General features: G+C 59.7%; 24 protein-coding genes. 18 read left to right on the top strand and 6 right to left on the bottom strand.

Annotated features, from left to right (window positions below; genetic code table 11):
• The first annotated feature begins 19 nt into the window (after nucleotides 1-19).
• The 7 genes from ACYPYQ_RS11525 to pntB all read left to right on the top strand — a co-directional run bounded on the left by ACYPYQ_RS11525 (nucleotide 20) and on the right by pntB (nucleotide 7,512).
• Complete coding sequence (locus ACYPYQ_RS11525) at nucleotides 20-2,107, top strand: TonB-dependent receptor plug domain-containing protein (RefSeq protein ID WP_459723988.1); 2,088 nt, start codon at nucleotides 20-22, stop codon at nucleotides 2,105-2,107.
• A 1-nt stretch (nucleotide 2,108) separates the two neighbouring features.
• Complete coding sequence (locus tag ACYPYQ_RS11520; protein WP_459723987.1) at nucleotides 2,109-2,759, top strand: energy transducer TonB; 651 nt, start codon at nucleotides 2,109-2,111, stop codon at nucleotides 2,757-2,759.
• A gap of 5 nt (nucleotides 2,760-2,764) precedes the next feature.
• Nucleotides 2,765-3,421 (top strand): MotA/TolQ/ExbB proton channel family protein, encoded by a 657-nt coding sequence (locus ACYPYQ_RS11515; protein ID WP_459723986.1) that lies wholly within the window; start codon nucleotides 2,765-2,767, stop codon nucleotides 3,419-3,421.
• 10 nt (nucleotides 3,422-3,431) lie between these two features.
• Complete coding sequence (locus tag ACYPYQ_RS11510) at nucleotides 3,432-3,845, top strand: ExbD/TolR family protein (RefSeq protein WP_459723985.1); 414 nt, start codon at nucleotides 3,432-3,434, stop codon at nucleotides 3,843-3,845.
• A 7-nt stretch (nucleotides 3,846-3,852) separates the two neighbouring features.
• The gene (locus ACYPYQ_RS11505; RefSeq protein ID WP_459723984.1) at nucleotides 3,853-4,344 is read left to right on the top strand and encodes a four-helix bundle copper-binding protein; all 492 of its coding nucleotides are present in this window, start codon (nucleotides 3,853-3,855) and stop codon (nucleotides 4,342-4,344) included.
• A 160-nt stretch (nucleotides 4,345-4,504) separates the two neighbouring features.
• Nucleotides 4,505-6,082: a Re/Si-specific NAD(P)(+) transhydrogenase subunit alpha gene (locus tag ACYPYQ_RS11500; protein ID WP_459723983.1), complete on the top strand. Its 1,578-nt coding sequence runs from the start codon at nucleotides 4,505-4,507 to the stop codon at nucleotides 6,080-6,082.
• A gap of 11 nt (nucleotides 6,083-6,093) precedes the next feature.
• The gene (gene pntB, locus ACYPYQ_RS11495; protein ID WP_459723982.1) at nucleotides 6,094-7,512 is read left to right on the top strand and encodes a Re/Si-specific NAD(P)(+) transhydrogenase subunit beta; all 1,419 of its coding nucleotides are present in this window, start codon (nucleotides 6,094-6,096) and stop codon (nucleotides 7,510-7,512) included.
• A 67-nt stretch (nucleotides 7,513-7,579) separates the two neighbouring features.
• Here the strand turns inward: pntB and ACYPYQ_RS11490 are convergent, their stop codons facing one another.
• The 4 genes from ACYPYQ_RS11490 to smpB all read right to left on the bottom strand — a co-directional run bounded on the left by ACYPYQ_RS11490 (nucleotide 7,580) and on the right by smpB (nucleotide 10,608).
• Nucleotides 7,580-9,091 (bottom strand): B12-binding domain-containing radical SAM protein, encoded by a 1,512-nt coding sequence (locus tag ACYPYQ_RS11490; RefSeq protein WP_459723981.1) that lies wholly within the window; start codon nucleotides 9,089-9,091, stop codon nucleotides 7,580-7,582.
• A 14-nt stretch (nucleotides 9,092-9,105) separates the two neighbouring features.
• Entirely contained in the window at nucleotides 9,106-9,573 is a 468-nt protein-coding gene (locus tag ACYPYQ_RS11485; protein ID WP_459723980.1) for a DUF4149 domain-containing protein, read from the bottom strand.
• The gene (gene msrA / locus ACYPYQ_RS11480) at nucleotides 9,570-10,082 is read right to left on the bottom strand and encodes a peptide-methionine (S)-S-oxide reductase MsrA (protein ID WP_459723979.1); all 513 of its coding nucleotides are present in this window, start codon (nucleotides 10,080-10,082) and stop codon (nucleotides 9,570-9,572) included. The genes ACYPYQ_RS11485 and msrA overlap by 4 nt, the downstream gene beginning before the upstream one ends.
• A gap of 76 nt (nucleotides 10,083-10,158) precedes the next feature.
• On the bottom strand, nucleotides 10,159-10,608 hold the full coding sequence (gene smpB / locus ACYPYQ_RS11475; protein WP_459723978.1) for an SsrA-binding protein SmpB: 450 nt from the start codon (nucleotides 10,606-10,608) through the stop codon (nucleotides 10,159-10,161).
• A gap of 65 nt (nucleotides 10,609-10,673) precedes the next feature.
• On the opposite strand from smpB, the gene ACYPYQ_RS11470 reads away from it, so the two are divergent.
• The 9 genes from ACYPYQ_RS11470 to ACYPYQ_RS11430 all read left to right on the top strand — a co-directional run bounded on the left by ACYPYQ_RS11470 (nucleotide 10,674) and on the right by ACYPYQ_RS11430 (nucleotide 17,008).
• Nucleotides 10,674-11,111 carry a type II toxin-antitoxin system RatA family toxin gene (locus tag ACYPYQ_RS11470; RefSeq protein WP_459723977.1) on the top strand — a complete coding sequence of 146 codons (438 nt, stop codon included), beginning with the start codon at nucleotides 10,674-10,676 and terminating at the stop codon, nucleotides 11,109-11,111.
• Nucleotides 11,108-11,422, top strand: coding sequence for an RnfH family protein (locus ACYPYQ_RS11465; RefSeq protein WP_459723976.1), 315 nt, complete (start codon nucleotides 11,108-11,110; stop codon nucleotides 11,420-11,422). Before ACYPYQ_RS11470 ends, ACYPYQ_RS11465 begins: the two co-directional genes overlap by 4 nt.
• Nucleotides 11,415-12,287: a 3',5'-nucleoside bisphosphate phosphatase gene (locus ACYPYQ_RS11460; RefSeq protein WP_459723975.1), complete on the top strand. Its 873-nt coding sequence runs from the start codon at nucleotides 11,415-11,417 to the stop codon at nucleotides 12,285-12,287. The genes ACYPYQ_RS11465 and ACYPYQ_RS11460 overlap by 8 nt, the downstream gene beginning before the upstream one ends.
• Nucleotides 12,287-12,916, top strand: coding sequence for an L-threonylcarbamoyladenylate synthase (locus ACYPYQ_RS11455; protein WP_459723974.1), 630 nt, complete (start codon nucleotides 12,287-12,289; stop codon nucleotides 12,914-12,916). Before ACYPYQ_RS11460 ends, ACYPYQ_RS11455 begins: the two co-directional genes overlap by 1 nt.
• Nucleotides 12,917-13,552 (top strand): site-2 protease family protein, encoded by a 636-nt coding sequence (locus ACYPYQ_RS11450; protein WP_459723973.1) that lies wholly within the window; start codon nucleotides 12,917-12,919, stop codon nucleotides 13,550-13,552.
• A gap of 16 nt (nucleotides 13,553-13,568) precedes the next feature.
• Nucleotides 13,569-14,771: a tryptophan--tRNA ligase gene (locus ACYPYQ_RS11445; protein ID WP_459723972.1), complete on the top strand. Its 1,203-nt coding sequence runs from the start codon at nucleotides 13,569-13,571 to the stop codon at nucleotides 14,769-14,771.
• A gap of 29 nt (nucleotides 14,772-14,800) precedes the next feature.
• Nucleotides 14,801-15,592, top strand: coding sequence for a segregation and condensation protein A (locus tag ACYPYQ_RS11440; protein ID WP_459724098.1), 792 nt, complete (start codon nucleotides 14,801-14,803; stop codon nucleotides 15,590-15,592).
• 88 nt (nucleotides 15,593-15,680) lie between these two features.
• Complete coding sequence (gene scpB / locus ACYPYQ_RS11435; protein WP_459724096.1) at nucleotides 15,681-16,229, top strand: SMC-Scp complex subunit ScpB; 549 nt, start codon at nucleotides 15,681-15,683, stop codon at nucleotides 16,227-16,229.
• Nucleotides 16,229-17,008: a TrmH family RNA methyltransferase gene (locus tag ACYPYQ_RS11430; protein ID WP_459723971.1), complete on the top strand. Its 780-nt coding sequence runs from the start codon at nucleotides 16,229-16,231 to the stop codon at nucleotides 17,006-17,008. Before scpB ends, ACYPYQ_RS11430 begins: the two co-directional genes overlap by 1 nt.
• Here ACYPYQ_RS11430 and ppsR read toward each other — a convergent pair.
• Nucleotides 17,005-17,814, bottom strand: a complete 810-nt coding sequence (gene ppsR / locus ACYPYQ_RS11425; RefSeq protein WP_459723970.1) for a posphoenolpyruvate synthetase regulatory kinase/phosphorylase PpsR — start codon at nucleotides 17,812-17,814, stop codon at nucleotides 17,005-17,007. The genes ACYPYQ_RS11430 and ppsR overlap by 4 nt on opposite strands.
• Nucleotides 17,815-17,837: 23 nt before the next feature.
• Entirely contained in the window at nucleotides 17,838-21,686 is a 3,849-nt protein-coding gene (locus ACYPYQ_RS11420) for an EAL domain-containing protein (RefSeq protein ID WP_459723969.1), read from the bottom strand.
• 293 nt (nucleotides 21,687-21,979) lie between these two features.
• Between ACYPYQ_RS11420 and ACYPYQ_RS11415 the strand changes: the two genes are divergently transcribed.
• Nucleotides 21,980-23,002, top strand: a complete 1,023-nt coding sequence (locus ACYPYQ_RS11415) for a tyrosine-type recombinase/integrase (RefSeq protein ID WP_459723968.1) — start codon at nucleotides 21,980-21,982, stop codon at nucleotides 23,000-23,002.
• A 453-nt stretch (nucleotides 23,003-23,455) separates the two neighbouring features.
• Nucleotides 23,456-23,800, top strand: coding sequence for a hypothetical protein (locus tag ACYPYQ_RS11410; protein ID WP_459723967.1), 345 nt, complete (start codon nucleotides 23,456-23,458; stop codon nucleotides 23,798-23,800).
• The last annotated feature ends 318 nt before the right edge of the window (nucleotides 23,801-24,118 follow it).

Here is a 24,118-nt window from a genome sequence, read left to right as displayed (position 1 = left end):
GATCGAACAAGTCTGCCTGATGAAACGTAGCTGTCTGTTATTCGCCTTCCTCCCGCTTCTGGCCTGCGCCGAAGACCGACCCGCCCTGCAAGAGATCACCGTGACCGGCAAGCAGGATGATGTGGCGGCACGCCGTGATTCCACCACGCAAAAGGTGATCGTCGGCCGCAAGGACATCGAGAACATGGGCGTGATGACCATCGGCGAGGTGCTGGGCAAGTTGCCGGGCGTGGAAGTCAAAGGGGATGGTCACCGCGCACGCGGCATGTCGCGCGACAGCGTGCAGATATTGGTGGACGGCGAACGTCCGGCGGGCGGCTCGCGCATCGTGGCAGGCGTGGTCGGTCGCCTGCCCGCGGGGGAGCTGGAGCGCGTCGAGATATTGCGCGGTTCGTCCGCGGAATACGGCGGCGCGGCCTCCGTGACCGTCAATCTGGTGATGAAGAAACCGGTCAGCAAACGTGCCACGGCCGTGAAAGTCGCCGTTGGCATGAACGGCGACGAACCGACCGGCCAATTCACCTGGACCGAGAACGGCGGCGAGGGCGGTTTCGCCTGGACGCTGCCGATCACGCTCAACATGCATCGCCGACCTGCCGGCAGCGTGATCGAACGTCGCAACGAAAGCGCAGGTGTCACGTTATTGAACGAACAGGACAAGGACGAAGGCCTGTTCACCTTCCGCGAATTCGTGCTCTCGCCGCGCCTGACCTGGAAGCAGGGCAGCGACAGCCTGACCGTCGCGCCCCTGTTGTTCGACGGACTGGGCAAGCGCAACAGCGACATGACGCAGACGGCCGCCAGTCCGGCAAGCAGCAGCACTTTCGTGGTCAACGGCGACCGCAGCAGCCGCGAGGAGATGCGCCGCCGCCTGCAACGTCTGCGCGTGGAAGGCGAGAAACATCTGGGCGACAGCAAACTGACCGGACGCATCTCGCTCAACCACGGCACACGTGATGTGCATGTCGTGCGTCTGTCGCATGACGCGGCAGGCACCGCCGATTCAAACACGGATGACACCGCCAGCAACGAGAACGAGCGCAGCATGGCGTTCAGGCTGGACAGGCCGCTGGGCGAGCAGCATCTGCTGGCGGTCGGGCTGGAACACGCCTCTCTGAACAGTAGCGATACGCAGACCTTGTCCGGCGTGACGTCGGGCTATGCCAACAGCGAGAAGCAGAACATCCTGTGGTTGCAGGACGACTGGATGCTGAGCGACAAGACTACGTTCACCTACGGCCTGCGCGGCGAACGCGTCGACCTGGACACCGGCAGCAGCACGCAACAGCACGGACAGGTGATGCCTGCACTGGCGATACGCTGGGTACCGCAGGAACAATGGCTGCTGCGTTCCTCGCTGGGTGCAGGGTTGAAGATGCCGAGACTGAGCGAGATCAGCGATGCCGCGACGCTGAGCGTGGCGGCGAACACGCCGACGGAAGCCGACACACGCGGCAACCCGCACCTGCGGCCCGAACGCAGCGTGAACTTCGAAGCGGTGCTGGAGCGTTATCTGCCGGACAACACCGGTGTGCTCGGACTGAATTTCTATGCGCGCAGCACGCAGGATTTCACCGAACGCCGCGTACAACTGGAAGGTGCGCGCTGGGTGGACAGACCGCAGAACGAGGGCAGCGCCCGTCACTGGGGCTGGGAGCTGGAGGGCAAGGTGCAGACCGATGCCTGGGGCTGGAAAGGCGCGACCGTCAAAGCGCATCTGACCTTGCCGCATGCCGCGGTGAACGACGCGCGCCTCGGCATCTCGCGCATGGCGCGCGACACGCCCAATTACATCTTCTCGGCCGGACTGGACGAGAACCTGCCAAGGTTCAAGTCCAGTTACGGCGTGTCGCTGCAACTGTCGGGACGCAGCGTGACCGACATCCCGGGCGAGATGTATGCCGTGTCCGACGCGCGCGCCACGCTGGACGGCTATTGGCTGTACAAGCTGTCGCCCGTGTTCAATCTGCGCACCACCGCAAAGAACCTGCTGGCAGCGGATTCGGTGCAGCGCACGCGCTTCACGAACGGCGGCGATACCTACACATTGTCCAGCCGCAGCACCGGCCATCGTTCCTTGCTGGTGACACTGGAGGGGCGCTGGTAGCATGTCGGCCCTTGTTCTCAATCTGCCGCTGACCTATATGCACGCGTTACACGACGCGACACAGGAATCGCCCTGGTACGAAAAGCTGACCGTGGTCGGCATCGTGGTGCTCGCGCATCTGCTGTTGTTCGTGTTCTGGCTGGCGCAGCCGGAACCGCCGCAGGCGGCGATCAACGAGATGTCCATCTCCTTCGCCAATGTGCAGATGCAGCAGGCGGATGTCGCGCCGCAACCCGAGATCAAGCCCGAGCCGAAACCGGAACCCAAGCCGCGCGTGATCGAACCGGAAGCACCGCAGTCCTCCGCCGAGCCGGTGGAGGAGGTCGCCGCACCGCCGGTGCAGACACCGCCTTCCCCTGTGCAACTGGATGCCGAGCCGGACTACCGCGCCGACTATCTGAACAATCCGCGCCCGCCGTATCCGCTGGTGGCGCGGCGCATGGGATATCAGGGCAAGGTGGTGTTGAATGTCGAAGTGTTGGCCGAGGGCAGGGCCGGCGAAGTGAAGTTGCAGACCAGCAGCGGCTACGACATCCTGGACAAAGCCGCGCTACAGACAGTCAAGACCTGGAAGTTCTCACCCGCCACGCGCTTCGGCCAGCCGGTCACGCAATGGTTTCTGGTGCCGATCAAATTTTCTTTAGAGGAATAAGCCGCATGAACGAACTCTTTTCTGTTTCATCCCCTATCGTTTCGGGCACGCTGCTGCTGCTGATCGTGCTGTCCATCGCGACCTGGTCCATCGCCTTGTTCAAACTGTGGAAGCAATATGAATCGCACCAGCACGACCAGCGATTCAACCGCGAGTTCTGGGCTGCACGGGAGTGGAGCGGGGCGGAAAAGGTCAGCACATCGAGCAAAGGCGACATCGCCAGACTGGCACAGGCCGGATTCTCAGAATTGAAGAACCTGAATTCCGCACAGCAGGACCTGAAACATTCCGGCGCACCGCAGGACGTGCTGGAGCGCATGCTGCGCCAGCAGTTGCAGAACATCCAGCGCTATCACGAGCGCGGTCTGGCCGAGTTGGCCAGCATCGGTTCCACCGCGCCGTTCATCGGTCTGTTCGGCACCGTATGGGGCATCATGCATGCCCTGCAGGACATCGGCCGCACCGGTTCCGCTTCGCTGGATGTGGTGGCCGGCCCTATCGGCGAGGCGCTGATCGCCACCGCCATCGGCATAGCAACCGCGCTGCCTGCGGTACTGGCCTACAACTTCTTCCTGCGTCGCCTCAAGGTGCATGTGACCGACCTGGAGAACTTCGCGCACGACTTCATGCGTCTGGCGCAGAAGCATGATTTCAAACTGTAAAGGGTGAGCCATGTCTTTCGGTAACTCTTCACAGCAGGACGATGGCAGCATGATGAGCGAGATCAACGTCACACCGCTGGTGGACGTGATGCTGGTGTTGCTGGTGGTGTTCATCATCACCGCACCCTTGCTGGCACCGCAGTCGCTCAAGATCAACCTGCCCAAGACCGACGCCGTGCAACAGAACGACAAGCCGCAGCAAGTCAGTCTGGTGGTCGATGCGCAGGGCAATATAGAAATGGACAAGAAGCCGGTGAACGACAGCGAATTGGCCGAGATGCTGCGCACCCGATCCGCAGTTCCGCAGTTCCAGTTGCAGATCGAAGCGGACAGCGCCGTGCCCTATGGACGCGTGGCGACCTTGATGGCGCTGGCGCAGAAAGCCGGTGTCGCCAAGCTTTCTTTCATCACCCTATCCAAATAAGGTCGTCATGGATAGACTGCGCCCCGTCGGTCAGCCCTATCACTTCAAGGAGATATTCATGAATCGCAGAGACCTGTTGCTTGGCGCTGTAGCCATGGCCGCCGCCGGTACGGCATTCGGTGCCAGCCACGAACATATGGATATGGGGCATGAGCACCATGTCATGGGTACGGTAAACGACAAGCTCATCGCAGCCGCAGCAGATTGCGTGTCCAAGGCGAACATCTGTTTGCAGCATTGCATCGTTTTGCTGGGACAGGGCGACAAGAGTATGGCGAACTGCGCGCAGTCTTCCAGTCAGGTGATTGCCATGTGCGGCGCTTTGCAGCAGATGGCAGCCGCGGATTCCAAATATCTGCCGCAATTGGCCAAGGTCTGCATGGACGTGTGCAAAGTCTGTGAAGAAGAATGCAAAAAGACCGAGAAACACCCCGAGTGCAAGGCTTGCAAGGAGTCCTGCGCAGCCTGTTACGCGGAGTGCAAGAAGATCGCCGCCTGATTATCCCTCTTCGCAGCGAGGTTCCATGGCACGCTTCGGCGTGCCTTTTCGTTACATCAATGGGCTGGGGCGGGGCGCAAAGCTCGTATATAATCGCAAGCCAATTTCAGTGCGCCCGGAACAACCGGGCGTTTCAGTATGCGGTTTACAGGAGGGTTACATGCGTATTGGAATTCCTGCGGAGATCAGTGCAGGCGAAAAACGCGTTGCGACGGTACCCGAAGTCGTAGAGAAGCTCATCAAGCTGGGTTTCCAGGTCGCGGTCCAATCGGGTGCCGGGGATCAGGCTAATTGCGATGACGACAGCTATCGCGCTGCCGGTGCCGAGATAATCGGCGGCGCAGCCGAACTTTGGGCAGGTTCCGACATCGTGTTCAAGGTGCGCGCACCGAGCAAGGAAGAAGTCGCCCTGATGCGCGAAGGCAGCACGCTGGTGAGTTTCATCTGGCCGGCGCAGAACCCCGAACTGATGCAGCAACTGGCTGCAAAGAAAGTCACCGTGCTCGCCATCGACGCCTTGCCGCGCATGCTGAGCCGCGCCCAGAAGATGGACGCGCTGACCTCGCAGGCCGGTGTCGCCGGTTACCGCGCCGTCATCGAGGCCGCCAATGCCTTCGGTCGTTTCTTCAACGGTCAGATCACCGCTGCGGGCAAGGTACCGCCGGCCAAGGTGTTCATCGCCGGTGCCGGTGTGGCCGGTCTGGCGGCCATCGGTACCGCAGCCGGCCTGGGTGCCATCGTACGTGCCAATGACACCCGCGCCGAAGTGGCCGACCAGGTCAAGTCGCTGGGCGGGGAGTTCGTGAAGGTCGACTATGAGGAAGAGGGCGGCGGTGGCGGCGGTTACGCCAAGGTGATGAGCGAAGGTTTCCAGCAGGCCCAGCGCGAGATGTACGCCAAACAGGCCAAGGAAGTCGACATCATCATCACCACCGCGCTGATCCCCGGCAAACCCGCGCCTCGACTGATCACCGCCGAGATGGTGAAGAGCATGAAAGCCGGCAGCGTCATCGTCGATATGGCGGCCGAGCAAGGCGGCAACTGCGAGTTGACCGAACCCGGCAAGGCCGTGGTCAAACATGGCGTGACCATCGTCGGATATACCGACCTGAACAGCCGACTGGCCAAGCAGTCTTCCACACTGTACGGCACCAATCTGTTCCGTCTGGCCGAAGAGTTGTGCAAGAACAAGGATGGCGTCATCGACGTCAACATGGAAGACGATGCCATACGCGGCCTGACCGTCATCAAGGATGGCGCGATCACCTGGCCCGCGCCCGCACCCAAACTGCCCGCCGCTGCGGCCAAGCCTGCCGCCAAGCCGGCTCCCGCTCCCGCCGCAAAAGGCCACGGTAGTACCGGTGCGCCGGCCTCTGCGGGAACCATAGTCGCCCTGTTCAGCATTGCCGCGCTGCTGTTCCTGCTCATCGGCGCGTATGCCCCGGCCGAGTTCCTCGGACATTTCACCGTGTTCGTGCTGGCCTGTTTCGTGGGTTACATGGTGGTTTGGAACGTCACGCCGGCCCTGCATACCCCGTTGATGAGCGTCACCAACGCGATCAGCAGCATCATCGCCCTCGGTGCGCTGGTGCAGATCGCGCCGCCGACGCTGTTCGGCCTGGATCGCCCGGACGACTGGATACGCGGGCTGGCCGTGGTGGCGATCGCGCTCACTGCGGTGAACATGTTCGGCGGCTTTGCGGTGACCAAGCGCATGCTGTCGATGTTCCGTAAATAAGGATTTTCATGATGTCTGAAAGTTTGGCTACTGTCTCTTATATCGGCGCGACGATCCTGTTCATCCTCAGTCTCGGCGGTCTTTCCAACCCCGAGACTTCACGTCGCGGCAACCTCTACGGCATGCTCGGCATGACCATCGCCGTGCTGGCCACGGTGTTCGGGCCGCGTGTCACGATGGCCGGCCTGCCCTGGATCATCGGCGCGATGGTGGTGGGCGGCAGCATCGGTCTGTACGCCGCACGCAAGGTGCAGATGACGCAGATGCCGGAGCTGGTCGCACTGATGCACAGTCTGGTCGGTCTGGCGGCCTGCCTGGTCGGCTTCGCCAATTACATCGACCCGATGGCGTCGATGCACCTGTCGAGTGCCGAAAAGGCCATCCACGAGATTGAGGTCTATATCGGTATCCTGATCGGTGCCGTGACCTTCTCCGGTTCACTCATCGCCTTCGGCAAACTGTCCGGCAAGATCGGTGGCAAACCGTTGCTGCTGCCGGGACGTCACTTCCTGAACCTGATCGGCCTGCTGGTCGTCATCGCGTTCGGCTACATATTCCTGCAGGCCGAATCGATAGACGCGGGCATGTTCGCCCTGACGGTGATGACCGTGATCGCCCTTTTGTTCGGTATCCATATGGTGATGGCCATCGGCGGTGCCGACATGCCGGTGGTGGTGTCCATGCTCAACAGCTATTCGGGCTGGGCGGCGGCGGCGACCGGCTTCATGCTGAACAACGACCTGCTGATCGTCACCGGCGCGCTGGTGGGCTCCAGCGGCGCGATCCTGTCCTACATCATGTGCCGCGCGATGAACCGCAACTTCATCAGCGTCATCGCGGGCGGCTTCGGCACCGGCGGCGGCACACCGGCCAAGGCGGGCGGCGAAGCGCAACCGGCGGGAGAAGTGGTGTCCATCAGTGCGGCGGAGACGGCTGAACTGCTGCGCGATGCCAAGAACGTGATCATCGTGCCGGGTTACGGCATGGCAGTGGCGCAGGCACAGCACACGGTGAACGAGATCACCCAGTACCTGCGCGAGAAAGGCGTCAACGTGCGCTTCGGCATCCACCCGGTCGCGGGCCGCATGCCCGGTCACATGAACGTGTTGTTGGCCGAAGCCAAAGTGCCTTACGACATCGTGATGGAGATGGACGAGATCAACGCGGACTTCCCTGACACCGACGTCTCCATCGTGATTGGCGCCAACGACATCGTGAACCCGGCCGCACAGGAAGAGCCCGGCAGCCCCATCGCTGGCATGCCGGTGCTGGAAGTGTGGAAAGCCAGGACCTCCATCGTGATGAAACGCAGCATGGCTTCCGGCTATGCTGGCGTGGACAATCCGCTGTTCTACAAAGAGAACAACCGCATGCTGTTCGGCGATGCCAAGAAGATGCTGGACGAGGTGCTGGTCGCGCTCAAAGCGTAAAGCAACACGTTTGGATCGAGGGAAGAGCCGCGCATGCGGCTCTTTTCATTTGTGGCAACAGGTTGTGTTATTCCACCTGCAGCCGCGCTTGCCGCTTCGCGGGATTGCCCGTCCTGCTCTGGCGGGGCTGATCCTTCTCGTTTCTCATGAACGGCGGCATCTCTTTGCTGCCCGACTGAATAAAATCCTGCTCCAGCGTAGCGCGTGCCGTTTCCGGCGCCACGGCAAGCGCGGTGGTCAGACCGGTGAAAAGCAGATCGAACAACAGCGGAAGCGGAATCTGATGCGTCTTGCGCGTGGTGGCGTAGAGCCAGTCGGAGAAAGTCAGGAAGCGGGCGAACGGAGTTTCGCCCAGCAAGAGAGGCAGCGTCTTCGCAAAACGTCCCGAATTACCCACCAGATTCCAGTAGCGCGCAAAGCGCACCAGCCTTTGCATGGTGGAAAAGTCGATGCGGTCGGTGGCGAGGATGGCGTAGGGCGGATACGGGGTGTAGCGCATGGCGTACGCTTCGGTGTGGCGGGTGATGGGCGTGCCGCGCAGACGCTTGAGCACGCCGACCTGGATCTCCTGTTGCTTCAGCGCGATCAGACGGTCGAAGCCAGCCGCGATACTCGCCACATCTTCACCGGGCAGACCGATGATTAGATCGACGTGGATATGCGCCTGACTTTCCTGTCGCAGCCAGCGCAGGTTCTCCTCAGCTTTGGCGGTGTCCTGTTTACGCGAGATCTGCGCCTGCACGGCGGGGTTCAAGGTCTGGATGCCCACCTCGAATTGCAGCGCGCCGGCGGGGAATTTTACGATCAGTGCTTTCAGTTGCTCTGGCAGGTGATCGGGGATGACTTCGAAGTGCACGAACAATCTGTCGTCCAGCCGCGCAAGGAAGAATTCTAGAATGCGCACACTGTCCTTGATGTTGAGGTTGAAAGTGCGATCGACGAATTTGAACTGGCGCGCGCCGCGCTGATACAGCTTGTCCAGTTCGTCGAGGATGCGATCCAGATCGAAAGCCCAGGCCGTTTTGTCCAGCGCCGAGAGGCAAAATTCGCATTTGAACGGGCAGCCGCGCGAGGCTTCCACATATAGCGTGCGGTGCGCGATGTCGCTGTCCGAGTAATACGCATAGGGCAGTTTGATCTCGTCCAACGGCGGCTGGATGCCCGCGATGACCTTTTGCGCCTGCGGATGTTTCCGCATCAACTCACGGCACAGCTTGGGGAAGCTGATGTCTCCCCAGCCGGTGATCACGTAGTCGGCCAGGCGCACGACCTCCTGTTCATCGCATTCGTAACTGACCTCCGGCCCGCCCAGCACCACGGTGATCTGCGGGGCCACGCATTTCAGCAAGGCGACCACGCGGGTGATCTCGCTCACGTTCCAAATGTAAACGCCAAAACCGATGATGCGCGGCTGGGCTGCAAGCAAAGCCTCGACGATCTCCTCAGCCCGGTTCTGCAGGGTGAACTCCATGATCTCGGTGTCACTCTCCAGCTCGCCCATGTTGGCGGCGAGATAGCGCAAGCCCAGCGAGGCATGGATGTAGCGCGCGTTAAGCGTGGTGAGGATGATGGCGGGCATGCGGGAACGCAGGCTCAGTGTCGCGGATCGTTGCGCAGGAAAAGATAGAGGGAAGAAAGTCCCAGCAGGCTCTCGATCAGGTACAGGATGCTGGAGATGCCGTGCCACATGGCGAAGCTATCCGCCAGCGGGCTTTTCATCACCTCCAGCGGCAGGGCCTGGGATTTCAGCCCGGCCATCAACGGCTGGATACCGAACTGGATGGCCAGCGTGATGAGCAGCATCAGCGCGATGGCGAGGAAGGCGGGTTGGCGCAAGGCCAGCTTGCCGAACTTCACTCCGTCCCGCAGCAGCAGATAAACGCCGCAAGTGATCCCCACGAAACCCTGCACGCGGAACATCTCGCCCGCCAGCATGCCTGCCAGTTGTTTATCGGGTTGCGCCTGGAACAGAATGGGCACGGCCAGATAACCCACCGTCCAAAGACTGCCGACCCAGAGCGTGAGGGCGGTGCCATCCAGAAAACGCAGCTTCACGCTCATTCCCCCAGACGGTAACCGCGGTTGACGTGGCAGGTGTAGCCACGCGGATTCTTTACCAGATATTTCTGGTGATATTCCTCGGCGGGCCAGAACTCCTTGAACGGCGTGACCTCGGTCACCACCTTGGCACCCCATTCGCCCGAAGCATCCACGGTGCGTATAACCTCTGCTGCGGTATCGCGTTGTGCATCGCTGACATAGAAGATGGCCGACCGGTATTGCGTGCCCCGGTCGTTCCCTTGCTGGTTGCGCGTGGTCGGGTTGTGCATGCGGAAGAACTCGAACAACAGGTGGCGATAGGTCAGCCTGGCCGGATCGAACACGATCTTCAACGACTCGGCATGGCCGCTACGCCCCGTCTTCACGATGTCATAGTTCGCATTCGGCACATCGCCGCCTGTATAGCCGACCTCAGTCTCCAGCACACCGGGGATCTGCCGCACCAGTTCTTCCATCCCCCAGAAGCAGCCACCGGCAAGGTAGGCGGTTTGAGTCGTCGAGTCGGGCATGTGGGCTCCTTTCGGTTGGGCGAAGGCGGGGAGGGTGATGCCCAAAAGAAATATCATAAAGGCATTGCGAATCAATTTATCGCCGCTCTTTCTTCATAGCTTGTGCAGCTTCGCGTCTGGATTCTTTTTCTTTCTCCGTAGCGCGTTTGTCGTGTTCTTTTTTCCCCTTGGCCAGCCCGATCTCCAGCTTCACGCGGCCGCCTTTGTAGTGCATGTCCAAGGGAATGAGGGTGAAGCCGGCACGTTGCACTTTGCCGATGAGTTTGTCGATCTCATGCTTGTGCAACAGCAACTTGCGGGTGCGCACGGGGTCGGGGTGGATGTGGGTGGAGGCGTTCAGGAGGGGACTGATGTGCGAGCCGAACAGCCAAAGTGCGCCGTCCTTGGCCAGCACATACGCTTCCTTGAGCTGCACCCGACCGGCGCGGATGGCTTTGACTTCCCAGCCTTCGAGCATGATGCCCGCTTCATGTTTGTCTTCGATGAAGTAGTCGTGAAAGGCTTTTTTGTTCTGGATGATACTCATTGGAAGATGTGTTTTGCCTGTGGTTACGCTATTCTACCAGCCTTTGATGACGGGCTAGTTGAAGCATGGCGTTGGTGGAGAAGACGGTACTCGTGGCGCATACGGCGGAGCAGATGTTCAATCTGGTGGATCGTGTCGAGGAATATCCGCAGTTCCTGCCCTGGTGCGGCGGCGCGTCCGTGGACGATATGCAAGGAACGACCATGCATGCCACGGTGCATATCGATTACCACCACATCAAACAGCACTTTTCCACCGAGAACCTGCGCGAGCCGCCGTTCCTGATCATGATGAAGCTAAAAAAAGGACCGTTCCAGCAGTTGGACGGTAGCTGGCGTTTCATACCCTTGAACGAGGAAGCCTGTAAAATAGAATTCCGTCTGCATTATGAATTTTCCAGCAAGCTACTGGAGAAGATGGTGGGGCCGGTGTTCCATTACATCGCCAACAGTTTCGTGGATGCTTTCATCCACCGTGCAGAAAAGATCTACGCCACAGCATGAACACCGAAAACATCGATATCGAGCTGGTCTATGCCTTGCCGCACGAGCAGACGCTGCTCAAGTTCCCGGTGCCGGTCGGTACCACGCTGGGTGATGCTGTGCGCTTGTCGGGCATCCTTGCCAAGTATCCTGAGATCGATCCCGAAAAAGCCAAATACGGCATCTTCGGCAAACTGAGCAAGGCGGATGTGGTGATGCGCGAGAAGGACCGCATCGAGATCTACCGCCCCTTGATCGCCGACCCGAAGGAGGTGCGCAAGAAGCGCGCCGAAGAGGGCAAGGTCATGAAGAAGGGCGGCGGTGATGCTTGATATCGACCTGCATTGTCATTCCAGCTGTTCAGACGGCACGCTGACACCGGAGGAACTGGTGGCGCGTGCGGCGGAGCGCGGGGTGACCATGCTGGCGCTGACCGACCATGACGAGATATCCGGTCTGGACAGGGCGAAGGCGGAGGCCGAAAAGATCGGCATGACTTTCATCAACGGCGTCGAGATATCCGTCTCCTGGCGTAAGCACACTTTGCATCTGGTCGGCCTGAACATCGACCCGACCTACCAGCCTCTGGTTGCGGGGCTGGCGACAGTGCGCAGCGGACGCGGTCTGCGCGCGCAGAAGATGGCCGACGAGCTGGCCAAGGTCGGCATCGGCGGTACGCTGGAAGGCGCATACAAGTTCACCACCAATCCCAACATGATCGGCCGCACCCATTTCGCCCGTTTTCTGGTCGAGTCCGGCCGCTGCAAGGATGTGAAGAGCGTGTTCAACCGCTATCTGGCGAGTGGCAAGCCGGGTTATGTCCCGCACCAATGGGCAGATCTGGGAGAGGCGATCTCGTGGATACGCGGCAGCGGCGGCATCGCCGTGCTGGCCCATCCCGGACGCTATATGGTGGGCCGTCACAGCATGGGCAAGCAGACCATGCACGAGCTGCTGGAAGAGTTCGTGGAGCTGGGCGGAAGCGCGCTGGAAGTGGTGACTGGCAGCCACACGCCGCCGCAATATGCGGAATTCTCCCGCTACGCCGAGGAATTCCATTTGTTGTCCTCGTGCGGCTCGGATTTCCACGGCCCGCAGGAAAGCTACCGTGATCTCGGCCGTCTGCCCGACCTGCCGGACAACTGCCGCCCGGTGTGGGAACACTGGCAGCACAACACACAACTGAAAGCAGCCTGATGGCACAGTTCTTCAATATCCACCCCGACAATCCCAATGCCCGCCTGATCCGGCAGGCAGCCGAGATGCTGCGCGACGGCGCAGTGATCGTCTATCCGACCGATTCCGGCTATGCCCTGGGTTGCCATCTGGGCGACAAGGACGCGGTGGCACGCATCCGCCAGATCCGCGATCTGGATGAACAGCATCACATGACGCTGGTGTGCCGCGACCTGTCCGAACTTTCCAACTATGGGCGGGTGGACAACGTGCAGTTCCGCCTGCTCAAGAACAACACGCCCGGTGCCTACACCTTCATCCTGCAGGCCACCAAGGAAGTGCCGCGCCGTTTGCAGCATCCCAAACGCAGTACGGTCGGGGTACGCATCCCCGACCATCCGGTGGCACTGGCACTGCTGCAGGAGCTGGGCGAACCATTACTGAGTTCCACTCTGATCCTGCCGGATGAACCTTTCCCGCTCACCGATATCGACGAGATACGCGAACAGCTGGAGCATCGCGTGGATCTGGTCATCGAGGGCGGGGCCGTCGGCATCGATCCGACCACGGTGATAGACCTGACAGGGGCCACGCCCCAGTTGCTGCGTGCCGGACGCGGCGATGCGGCACCGTTCGGGATCGAAGACTAGATGGACCATCTGATCCAGCTCATCGCAGTCGCGGCCATCCCGGTGTTGTTCGCGATCACGCTGCACGAAGCGGCGCACGGTTACGTGGCACGCCATTTCGGCGATATGACGGCCTACCAGCAGGGACGCATCTCGCTCAATCCACTGCGCCATATCGACCCGGTCGGCACGATCCTGCTGCCGCTGCTGACACTGGTGCTGGGCGGCATCCTGTTCGGTTGGGCCAAACCGGTACCGGTCAACTTCTCGGCGCTGCGCCGCCCCAAACAGGACATGCTGTGGGTCGCCATCGCCGGCCCGGCCAGCAATCTGCTGATGGCGATCATGTGGGCGTTGGTGGCCAAGCTGGCATGGACCTTCCCGCACGGCTACTTTTCCGAACCGATGATGGAAATGGCGCAGATCGGGGTTAAAATCAACGTCATCCTGATGGTGCTGAATATGTTGCCTTTGCCGCCGCTGGACGGCGGTCGCGTGGCGGTCAGTTTGTTGCCGCATCGTCAGGCCTACCAGCTTTCGCGTGTCGAGCCGTATGGCCTGTTCATCCTCATCGGGCTGGCCATCACGCCGTTGCTGGGCTGGATATTGACGCCACCGGTGATGGCGGTGATCGATCTGATCAACTTTTTCTTGTGAATGTGAAGTCCAAATAATGTTTGCTGATCGTGTTTTATCCGGGATGCGTCCCACAGGTAACCTGCATCTTGGCCACTACCATGGTGTGCTGAAGAACTGGGTGCGCATGCAGCACGAGTATGAGTGCTATTTCTTCGCGGCCGATTGGCACGCGCTGACCACGCATTACGACTCGCCGCAGATCATCGAGCAGAGTGTGTGGGACATGGTGATCGACTGGCTGGCGGCCGGAGTCGATCCGGCGCATGCCACGCTGTTCATCCAGTCGCGGGTGCCGGAACATGCCGAGCTGCACCTGCTGCTGTCCATGATCACGCCCTTGGGTTGGCTGGAGCGCATGCCGACCTACAAGGACCAGCAGGAAAAGCTGACCGGCAAGGACCTGTCCACCTATGGTTTCCTCGGTTACCCCCTGTTGCAGAGTGCCGACATCCTGATCTACCGCGCCACCCAGGTGCCGGTAGGCGAGGACCAGGTGCCGCACATCGAGTTCACGCGCGAGATCGCGCGCCGCTTCAACCACATCTACGGCCGCGAAGCCGGCTTCGAGGAGAAGGCACTGGCCGCTGTGAAGAAACTGGGCAGCAAGAAGGGCAAGCTGTATGCCGAGCTGCGTACCCGTTTCCAGGAGCAGGGGGATGACGAGGCGCTGCAATCTGCCAAGGCCCTGCTGGACGAGCAGCAGAACTTGTCGCACGGCGACCGCGAGCGACTGTTCGGTTATCTGGAGGGCGGCGGCAAGATGATCCTGTCCGAACCGCAGGCGATGCTGACCGCCGCCTCGAAGATGCCGGGGCTGGACGGGCAGAAGATGTCCAAGTCCTACGGCAACACTATCAGCCTGCGCGAGGATGAGGCCGAGGTGGCGAAGAAGATCAAGACCATGCCCACCGACCCGGCACGCATCCGCCGTACCGATGCCGGAGATCCGGACAAATGCCCGGTATGGCAGCTGCATGAGGTCTATTCGAACGACGAAGTGCGGCAATGGGTGCGGCAGGGTTGCCGCAGTGCCGGCATCGGCTGTATCGAGTGCAAGCAGCCGGTCATCGACGGCGTGCTGAGCGAGCAACGCCCGATGCGCGAACGCGCCCAGCGCTATCTGGACGACCCGTCGCTGGTGCGCAACATCATCGCCGACGGTTGCGAGAAGGCACGCAAGCTGGCGATCGACACCATGCGCGATGTGCGCGAAGTGATGGGACTGGAATACAAGTGAGCGAACTGCTTTCCCAGAGCGATCTGCCGATGACCACGCCCGTGGCGTTCGTCCACGGGCAGCCGATGACGGAGATGCCGCACGATCTGTTCATCCCGCCGGACGCGCTGGAAGTGGCGCTGGAGTCGTTCCAGGGACCGCTCGACCTGTTGCTCTACCTGATCCGCCGCCACAATCTCGACCCGCTCGATATCCCGATGGCGCAGCTCACCCTGCAGTACATCGGCTACATCGAGGCCATGCAGCAGCACCGCATGGAGCTGGCCGCCGAGTATCTGCTGATGGCGGCCGTACTTATCGAGATCAAATCGCGCATGCTGTTGCCGCGCCCGCCCAAGCAGGGCGACGAGGTGAGCGAAGAAGACCCGCGCGCCGAGCTGATGCGCCGTCTGCTGGAATACGAGCAGATGAAGCTGGCCGCACAGAAACTGAACGAGATGCCGCAGGCCGGGCGCGACTTCGAACTGGTACAGGTGCTTATTGAACGCACCGTGGTCGAACGACTGCCCAATGTGACCGTGGAAGACCTGCGCACTGCCTGGCTGGCCCTGCTCACGCGCGCCAAGGTGCATGCCAGCCACAAGGTCAGACGCGAGGAGCTTTCCGTGCGCGAACAGATGACCAAGGTACTGCGCCGTCTGCGCGATGCCGATTTCGTGCAGTTCGAAGATCTGTTCGAGCTGGAAGAAGGCATCCCGACGCTGGTCGTCACCTTCATCGCCATCCTCGAACTGGCCAAAGAGACACTGATCGAGATCACACAAACCGAGTCACTGGGGAACATCTATGTCCGAACCTGTCGCGCCATCACAGCAGAATGAAGCAGCCATGAGCGATGAAGCGCTGGTGGAGTCACCATCCTTGCCGGTGCTGACCGAAGAGGTCGGTGGTGAACTGGCCGTGGTGGATATGGATATGGCCCAACTCAAACGCATCTTCGAGGCCGCGCTGCTCACCACGCAGGAACCCTTGTCTCCGGCGGAACTGAAGCGCCTGAGCGGGGTGGCGCTGGAGAATCGGCAGGTCGAGGTGTTGATGCAGGAACTGGGCGAGAAATATGATGACAGCGGCATCGAGTTGACCCGCGTCGCCAGCGGTTGGCGTTTCCGTGCACGCCCGGAGATGCAGGAATTCCTGGACAGGCTGGACCCGCAGAAACCCCCGCGCTATTCCCGCGCAGTGATGGAGACGCTGGCCATCATCGCCTATCGCCAGCCGGTGACGCGCGGTGACATCGAGGACATCCGCGGCGTGGCCGTTTCGTCGCAGATACTGAAAACCCTGGAGGGTCGCAACTGGATCGAGGTCATCGGTACCCGCGATACACCGGGTAAACCGGCGCTGTATGCCACCACCCAACAACTGCTGGACGACCTCAATCTCCGTAGTCTGGGCGAACTGCCCGCGCTGGAGGAGATGGGCAGCCTGATCGACCAGAGCGGCGACCCGCGCGACTGATGTCCGACCTCAAGCGCATCAGCTCGCGCGACAATACCTTTTTCAAATCCCTACTCAGACTGACGACCTCGTCGCGGGAACGCCGTGATGCGGGGCAGACGTTGCTGGACGGGCCACATCTGCTGCGCGCCTGGCTCGATAGCGGACGACACCCTGCGCACATCCTCATCAGCCCTGCGGCGCTGGAGGATGTCGAGATCAGCCGGTTGCGCGCGGATTGTCCGAACGTCCCCTGCACCCTGCTCGACGAAGCATTGTTCAAGCAGCTCTCCGAGTTGAAGACCCCGAACGGCCTGCTGACCCTGATCGACATCCCGCCTGCCGATACGAGCAAAGCGAACTTCGCCTTGCTGCTGGAAGATGTGCAGGATCCGGGCAATCTGGGTTCCATCCTGCGCAGTGCCGCCGCCGCCGGATGCGATGTGGTCTATCTGTCTCAGGGCTGCGCCGATGTCTGGTCGCCACGCGTGCTGCGCGCCGCAATGGGCGGGCACTTTACTATTGGAATCAATGCATCTGGCGATCTTATTGATATCGCCTCGCGCTTTGATGGCAGCCTTTTCGCCTCCTCGCTGGAGGCGAAGACGTCACTTTACGACTGCGACCTGCGCGGCAAGATCGCCTTTGCCATCGGCAACGAAGGGGCAGGCTTGACCGCCGCGCTGCAAGCCAAAGCCCGGCAACGCTTCATCATCCCGATGCCGGGCAAGGTGGAATCGTTGAACGCTGCAGCCGCCGCTGCGGTGTGCCTGTTCGAGGCGGCGCGCCAGAGACGTTAGCGTTTCAGTCCGGTCAGATGGAGCAGGGTAGTGGCGATCTCTTCCACCGAGATGGTCGTCACATCGAGGATGGGGATCCTTGCCTGCTGCATCAGTTCTTCTGCCTGTTGTAGTTCCTTGCGGCAATTCTCCAGAGACGCATAACGGCTGTTTGGCATGCGCTCGGCGCGTATCTGGCTGAGGCGCTCAGGCTGGATGGTCAGCCCGTACAGTTTGCCGGTCAGCGGTTTGAGCGCCTGCGGCAGGGCATGCTTCTCGAAATCCTCCGGTACCAGCGGATAGTTCGCCGCGAAGATACCGAACTGCAGGGCCAGATAGAGCGAGGTCGGTGATTTTCCGCAACGCGAGACGCCCACCAGGATGATGTCCGCCCGGCCGAGGTCGCGCGTGACGCCGCCGTCATCGTGGTTCAGCGCGTAGTTCACTGCATCCATGCGTTCGTTGTAATACATGCCGGTCTGGTGCGATCGGCCGATGGCGTGCGAGGAAGGCATGCCAAGCTCGTTCTCCAGCGGTACGATGAAGCTCTCGAACAGGTCGAGGATGAGTGCATCGCATTCTTCGATGATGTCGTGGATCTCCGGCACGATCAGCGTGCTGAACACGATGGGTCGTTGACCGTCGGTCTGTGCGGTCTGATTGATGCGTTGCACCGCCTCGCGTGCCTTCTCCGCCGAATCGACGAAGGGCAGAGTGATGCGCGCGAATTCGATCCCTTCGAATTGTGACAACAGGCTGCGCCCCAGTTTTTCCACGGTCAGACCGGTGCGGTCGGATACGAAGAAGGCGGTACGTTTCTGGCTCATTCGATTCTCTTCCGTTAGTGGCGTCAGGCCGACTGCCGACGCAGATACGCTTCCAGATCCTGTGCCGAGAGCGGTTTGCTGAAGTAGTACCCCTGCACCTCGTCACACCCTTGCAAGCGCAGATAAGCCAGCTGGCCAGCCGTCTCGACCCCTTCTGCGATGGTGTGCATGCCCAGGCTGCTGGCAAGATTGATGATGGCAGTGACGATGGCTTTGTCCTCGGGATCGTCGGTCAGGTCGCGCACGAAAGACTGGTCGATCTTGAGCTTGTATACCTTGAAACGCTTGAGATAGCTCAGCGACGAGTAGCCCGTGCCGAAGTCGTCGATGGACATGCGTATGCCCAGCCCGTGCAGCTTGTCCATCATCTCTACGGCTGATTGCGGATCGTCCATCGCAACGGCTTCCGTCAGTTCCAGTTCCAGATGTTCCGCAGCGAGCCCGGTCTCCTCGAGGATACGGGTGACCAGTTCCGGCAAGGCGGGCTGGCGGAACTGGATGGCCGACAGATTCACGGCGACCATCATCGGAGACAAGCCTGAATCCAGCCAGGCTTTCATCTGTCTGGTCGCCGTGCGCAACACCCATTCACCGACCGGGATGATCATGCCGCTCTCCTCGGCCAGCGGGATGAATTCGGCAGGGGAGACCGGCCCCAGCTCGGGATGGTGCCAACGCAGCAAAGCCTCCACGCCGATGACCCGGCCATCCAGCAAAGAGACTTGCGGCTGGTAATGCAGATGCAACTCGTCGCGCGCCAGAGCCTGGCGCAAGGCGTTGAGCAGTTGCATGTTGCGGACCGAGTGCGCCTGCATCTCCTGCGTGAAGAAACGGAAATCGTTGCGGCTGCCCTGTTTGAGGCGGTTCATGGCGGTGTCGGCATTCTTCAGCAGTTCTTCCGCCGTCAGGCCGTCATCCGGATAGATCGCGATACCGACGGACGCGGTGTCGGTAAGTTCGTGCTTGTCGATCACGCAGGGCCGCCTGACCGCATCCAGCAATTTGCTGGCCACCTGCGCAGCCGCATCGCCATCCGCACCGGGGAACAGCAGGATGAACTCATCCCCCCCCAGCCGGGAGACGGTGTCTTCCTCGCGCACGGTGTGTTTCAGGCGGCGTGCGATCTCGATCAGATACTGGTCGCCGACACTGTGACCCAGTGTGTCGTTGATGTTCTTGAAGCGGTCCAGATCCAGGAACATCACGGCAAGTTTCTCGCGATTGCGCTGGGCAAAACCGATCGCGTAGGCTAGATGTTCGTTCAGCTGGCTGCGGTTGGGAAGTCCGGTCAACAGGTCGAAGTTGGACAGCTGCAGGATGCGCGCTTCGTCATTCTTGCGGTTGGTGATGTCCTCCTTGACCGCCAGATAATGGGTGATGCGTCCGTCCGCCTGGCGCACCGGCGACAGCGTCGCCGCCTCGATATAGATAGTGCCGTCCTTGCGTTTGTTGGTCAGCTCGCCATGCCAGGCCTCGCCGGCAGTAAGGTGTGCCCACATATCGTCGTAGGTCGCTTTAGGGGTCAACCCTGACTGCAGGAAACGCGGATTCTTGCCCCTGACCTCATCCAGCGTATAGCCGGTGACGGAGCTGAATGCCTGGTTGGCGTATTCGATACGCGCTTCCAGATCGGTGATGACGATGGTGTTCGGGCTTTGCTCGACCGCCAGCGACAGCTTGAGCAGCGAGGACTCGGTCTGGCGCAGATGCGAGATGTCGCGCGTGATCGACAGGATGCAGGGTTCGCCTTTGATCTCCACACCTTTGGCTGACATCAGGCCGATGATGGTGCTGCCGTCCTTCATCCTGAACTCGGCCTCGAGGTTCTCGCAGTAGCCATCCTGTTGAAGGCGTTCCACCAGCCGCTTCCTGTCCTCGGGCTTGTGCCACACGCTGAGCTCCAGCGACGTCTTGCCGATCACCTCATCCCTGCGCCAGCCGGTCAATCGCTCGAATCCTTCATTCACATCCAGATACATGCCGTCGCGGACACGGGTGATGTTGACCGCATCCGGACTGGTGAAGAATGCGGTGCGGTATAGCTCATCCTTGTCGCGCAACTCCCGGGTCGTTTGCCTGAGGTATGCATCGTCGGCGAAGCGGTCCAGCGCATAGCTGATGTCCATCGCCATCTCCAGCAGCAACGCGCTGGCGGCCTCGTCGAAGGCATTGACCTCTTTGCCATAGAGCGAGAATGCGCCGACGACTTGCCCTTTGCAGAGGAGGGGCAAAGATGCTGAACTCCCCCAGCCGAACAAGGCCGCTCGTTCGTGCCAGCGTGCAGTCGCCGGATCACGCTGGAAGTCCTGGCACCAGTACGGCCGCCGCTCGCGTACACAGATGCCCGTCGGGCCACGCCCGTTCGGCGCATCCGCGTCCACCGAGATCTCCAATCCTTCCAGATACTCGGTGCCGTTGCCGAACGCGGCCGCCGGCCTTATCAGTGAATCCTTCGTATCGAGCATGCCTATCCAGGCCATCTCCATCCCGCCCAGCTCCACCACATCCCGACAGATGATGTCGAACAGTTCTTGCTCGGATTTGCTCCGCACGATGGCCTGGTTGCATTGGCTGAGCGCGTTGTAAAGATTGGTCATACGCAGCAGCTTGCCTTCGACCACCTTGCGCCCGCTGATGTCGCGCGACAGCACGATATAGCTCGGCGTTTTCCCGGGCTCCGCAGGTTTGCGCGAGACGGAAAGCTCGAACCAGTGCGTGCCATCCGATAGTCCCAGTTCGATCTGCCGCCCCTGGGAGTAACCTTTTTCACCCGCTTCGAGGATGGCAGAACTCACGATCCCTGCCGCCGCCGGAGGCAGCACCTCGTCCACACGTTTGCCGATGAAGGATTCCCTGGGCAGAGCCAGCAGTTCCGTGCGCGGTGAGTGATAGTCGAGGTACTTGCCGTCGGCATCGACCTCGAACAGCAGATCGGGCAGGGCATCCAGAGTCGATTGCAACTGCGAGCGGGTCTCGCGCAAATAACGGGTGCGCGCCCTCAAGCGCCGCCGCAACACCAGCGCCACGGCACCCGTCGTCAGCAACAACGCGATGAGGAACCACAACGATTGCTTCAGGTATTCCGGAACGACGACCGTCGGATCGGGTGCCACCCAGTGCTTGAGTATCCGGAAATACTCGGAATTCGGGTCTGTCTGCCAATCGACCAGATGACGGTCGATAGCCTGCAACAGCTCGGCATTCCTGCCGTGGGCCGTCGCGTAATACAAACGGGCAGGGTTGAAATAGATCCCAGTATCGATAAGTGAATAGCGTCCCGCCTGGAACTCGCCGAAATGGTGGTTGGTGACCGCCGCATCGGCTTTCCCGGCCTGCGTCAGCTGGAAAGCCTCTTCATAACTTCGCGTCGGAACGAGCTGTGCCTTGATACCGAAATTGAGCAGCATCCCCGCCAACCGATCCTGTTGCATGCCGCCATCGAGCACGGCGATGCGCTTCCCGTTCAGGTCCAGCATGGATGAAAGGCTGGTGTGCTTGTTGCGGAAGATCTGGGTCCAACTGTGCAATGCCGGCGTGGCGTGAAAGTCGAAGCGGGTTTCCCGTTCTTCGGTGAAGGCGACATCTGGCATCAGGTCGATCTTGCCGTTGCTGAGCAGCTCCAGACAACTCTGCCATTCGCAGGCGACGAAGACGATGTCCCAATCCTCCTGCCGGGCGATCTCTCGCAGGACATCCGCCAGGATGCCGGAAGCCTTGCCATCCGCCATACTGAATATCTTGGGAGGATTCTCGTACAAACCGACCCGAATCTGTCTGGATTCGGCGTGGACTTCTCCGATCGACAAGAGGGTTAACGCGAATAGGGCGAACACGCCCGACACGGTCCGGCCAAGGCGGAGCCGAAGTGGCATGCGACCTGTGATCTCCTGCAACTGAAACATGGGATTAGCGCGGAACTCCAAGAGTCTGGACCATGGTCCAGTCTATACGCTCTTGCTGTGTGCGAAAACAAAAATCGCCCACATGGGGCGATCTGTATCTGGCGGAGAGGGCGGGATTCGAACCCGCGGTGGGGTATTACCCCACACACGCTTTCCAGCCGGGTAATTTCAAGCCCTGAAACCCATTGGAAATAGGTTTTTCGAAGCTGTGCTAGGTTGAAAAAAGAGTATTTGGCACATTTTTGGCACAGCGAGGCGCATCTATGGCAACTATCCGAAAAAAAGGTCCTTATCAGTGGCACGTTCAAATTCGTCGCAAGGGATTCCCGACTGCAACGAAGACATTTGAAACGGAAGACGCGGCAATCAAGTGGTCGCGCGACATCGAATCGAAGATGGATAAAGGTATTTACTTCAATCGATCAGAAGCGGAACGAACCACCCTAGGCGATCTCATCGACACATTCCTGAAAGAGCATGCCCCTTTCCAATACAAGCGACGCGAGGACGGTAAAGAGGCTTACAAATTCCAATGCGCACACCTCAAGAAGCGCCTCGGAAAATATTGTCTGGCCGCTATCGATCAACGTGTGGTGGCGCAATATCGCGATGATCGTCTGGCTGATATGTGGCACGGCAAACCGATTTCAGGCAGCACCGTAAAAAAAGAACTGAACATGCTGAGCAAGCTGATGGGGTTCGCGGAAATCGAAGAGGGCATTGATCTGCCTCGCGGCAATCCTGTGAGAAAGGTTCGCATGCCGAAAGATTCTGCGGGGCGCGACCGGCGCCTGACTGAAAATGAATGGGATCGTCTGGAAATTGAGTGCCGCGCCAGTCGCAATCGCAGCTTGTGGCCATGTGTCCAACTCGCTGTTGCACTAGGGGCCCGCCAAGGTGAACTTCTTAATCTGCAGTGGAAGGATGTCAATAAAAAGCGCCGTGTGGCATTGCTGCGCGAAACGAAAAACGGAGAAGACCGACCGGTTCCTTTATCAAGCCAAGCTCTTTCGATACTGGAAAGCCTGCCCATTCATATCAACAGCGGCAAGGTATTCAATCTTGGACGCATGACGCTATACCATGCGTTCATTGCCGCAGTTAAGCGCGCAAAAATCAACGATTACACTTTCCACGACTTAAGGCATGAAGCACTGTCTAGGTTATCGGAACGCGGTGACCTCTCAATGCTTGAGATTGCCAGTATTTCTGGGCACAAGACATTGAAGATGCTTCAACGTTACACGCATCTTCATGCCGAAAAACTGGCGCAGAAATTAGGGTAGGGCGTGGGAAATTAAAGGCGAAAAAAGTTGTTGAAAGGTGTTGACATGAACGCCAAGAATTAAGAATATAGCTACCGTCGATTTTCGCCTCGACATAGATTTACCCCAAGAATTACCCAAAAGAAATACCCAATTCATCAAAATCCCAGTCTCATCAGATGGGATTTACAAAGGTACACCGGTCCTTGCGATTGGTTATCTAACATCTAGTGGGTCTGCATAAACCCACGAGAAGCCTAAAGCTGCTGCAGCTTGCTACAACCAAGTTGCGTGCTCCCCAAATCAGTCCGTCTTAAATTCTCGGCGGCGATTCTAATCAAGAATCAATTTCTGACTTCCTCCCGCGGCGCTGGGCGGTTGCATCCATTCTGCAAATCGAATTTGTCGAATTCAAAGTGCGAAAAATATTTTCCGCGCGGCGCCGCGCGCACGTCCAATTATTAGGAGTGCGGCATGAACAAACATCCGAACAAGAATCAACCGATGTCATATATATCGGCAGCAAACCTGCGCCCCGATTTTCTTCAGAATCGAGTTCTATTAACACGTGTTGAAGCTGGGTTTGCCTGTGGCTTGGCAAAACAGACGGTCTACAACAAAATCTACAACGAGGAATATCCCATCCCGACCGTCGAATTTGGCGGCAGGCCGATGGTGAGGGTCGTTGATCTGCTTGAGTATATTGAGAACTTACGGCCGCATCTTGCAGCTGCATCAGTTGATGCACGCCGAGTTGGCCGCCCCACAAAGGCTGAATCAATTAACCGTAAGGTGGAAAATTCGGAGGCGACGAAATGAGGCCGCTGAATTTTCCCGACGAAATTGTAGATGGCGATATGAAGGTATCGGCGATCCAACCTCATAGCGGCGAGCTCGAAGAGGCGGTGGCCCGTGAAGTGGCCAGACTGAGAATTATTGATGCACTACGCTCAATCTTTTCACTCCGATATGTCCATTCAAAATCTAGACTTGACCGTGCTTTGTCTGCTCTGCAGAAGGAGGAAATGACCTGCTCCCTATAGACCGTACCATCTAGAAGTTAGTAAAGTCCGCTTTTGAAGAGAGGCGGAAATGAAGAAGAGTCGATTTAGCGAAGAACAGATCATTGGGTTCATC

It is taken from the genome of Sideroxyarcus sp. TK5, assembly GCF_054601595.1.
The sequence above is the reverse complement of the archived record's forward strand: the minus strand, read 5'-3'. Positions and strand labels throughout refer to the sequence as shown.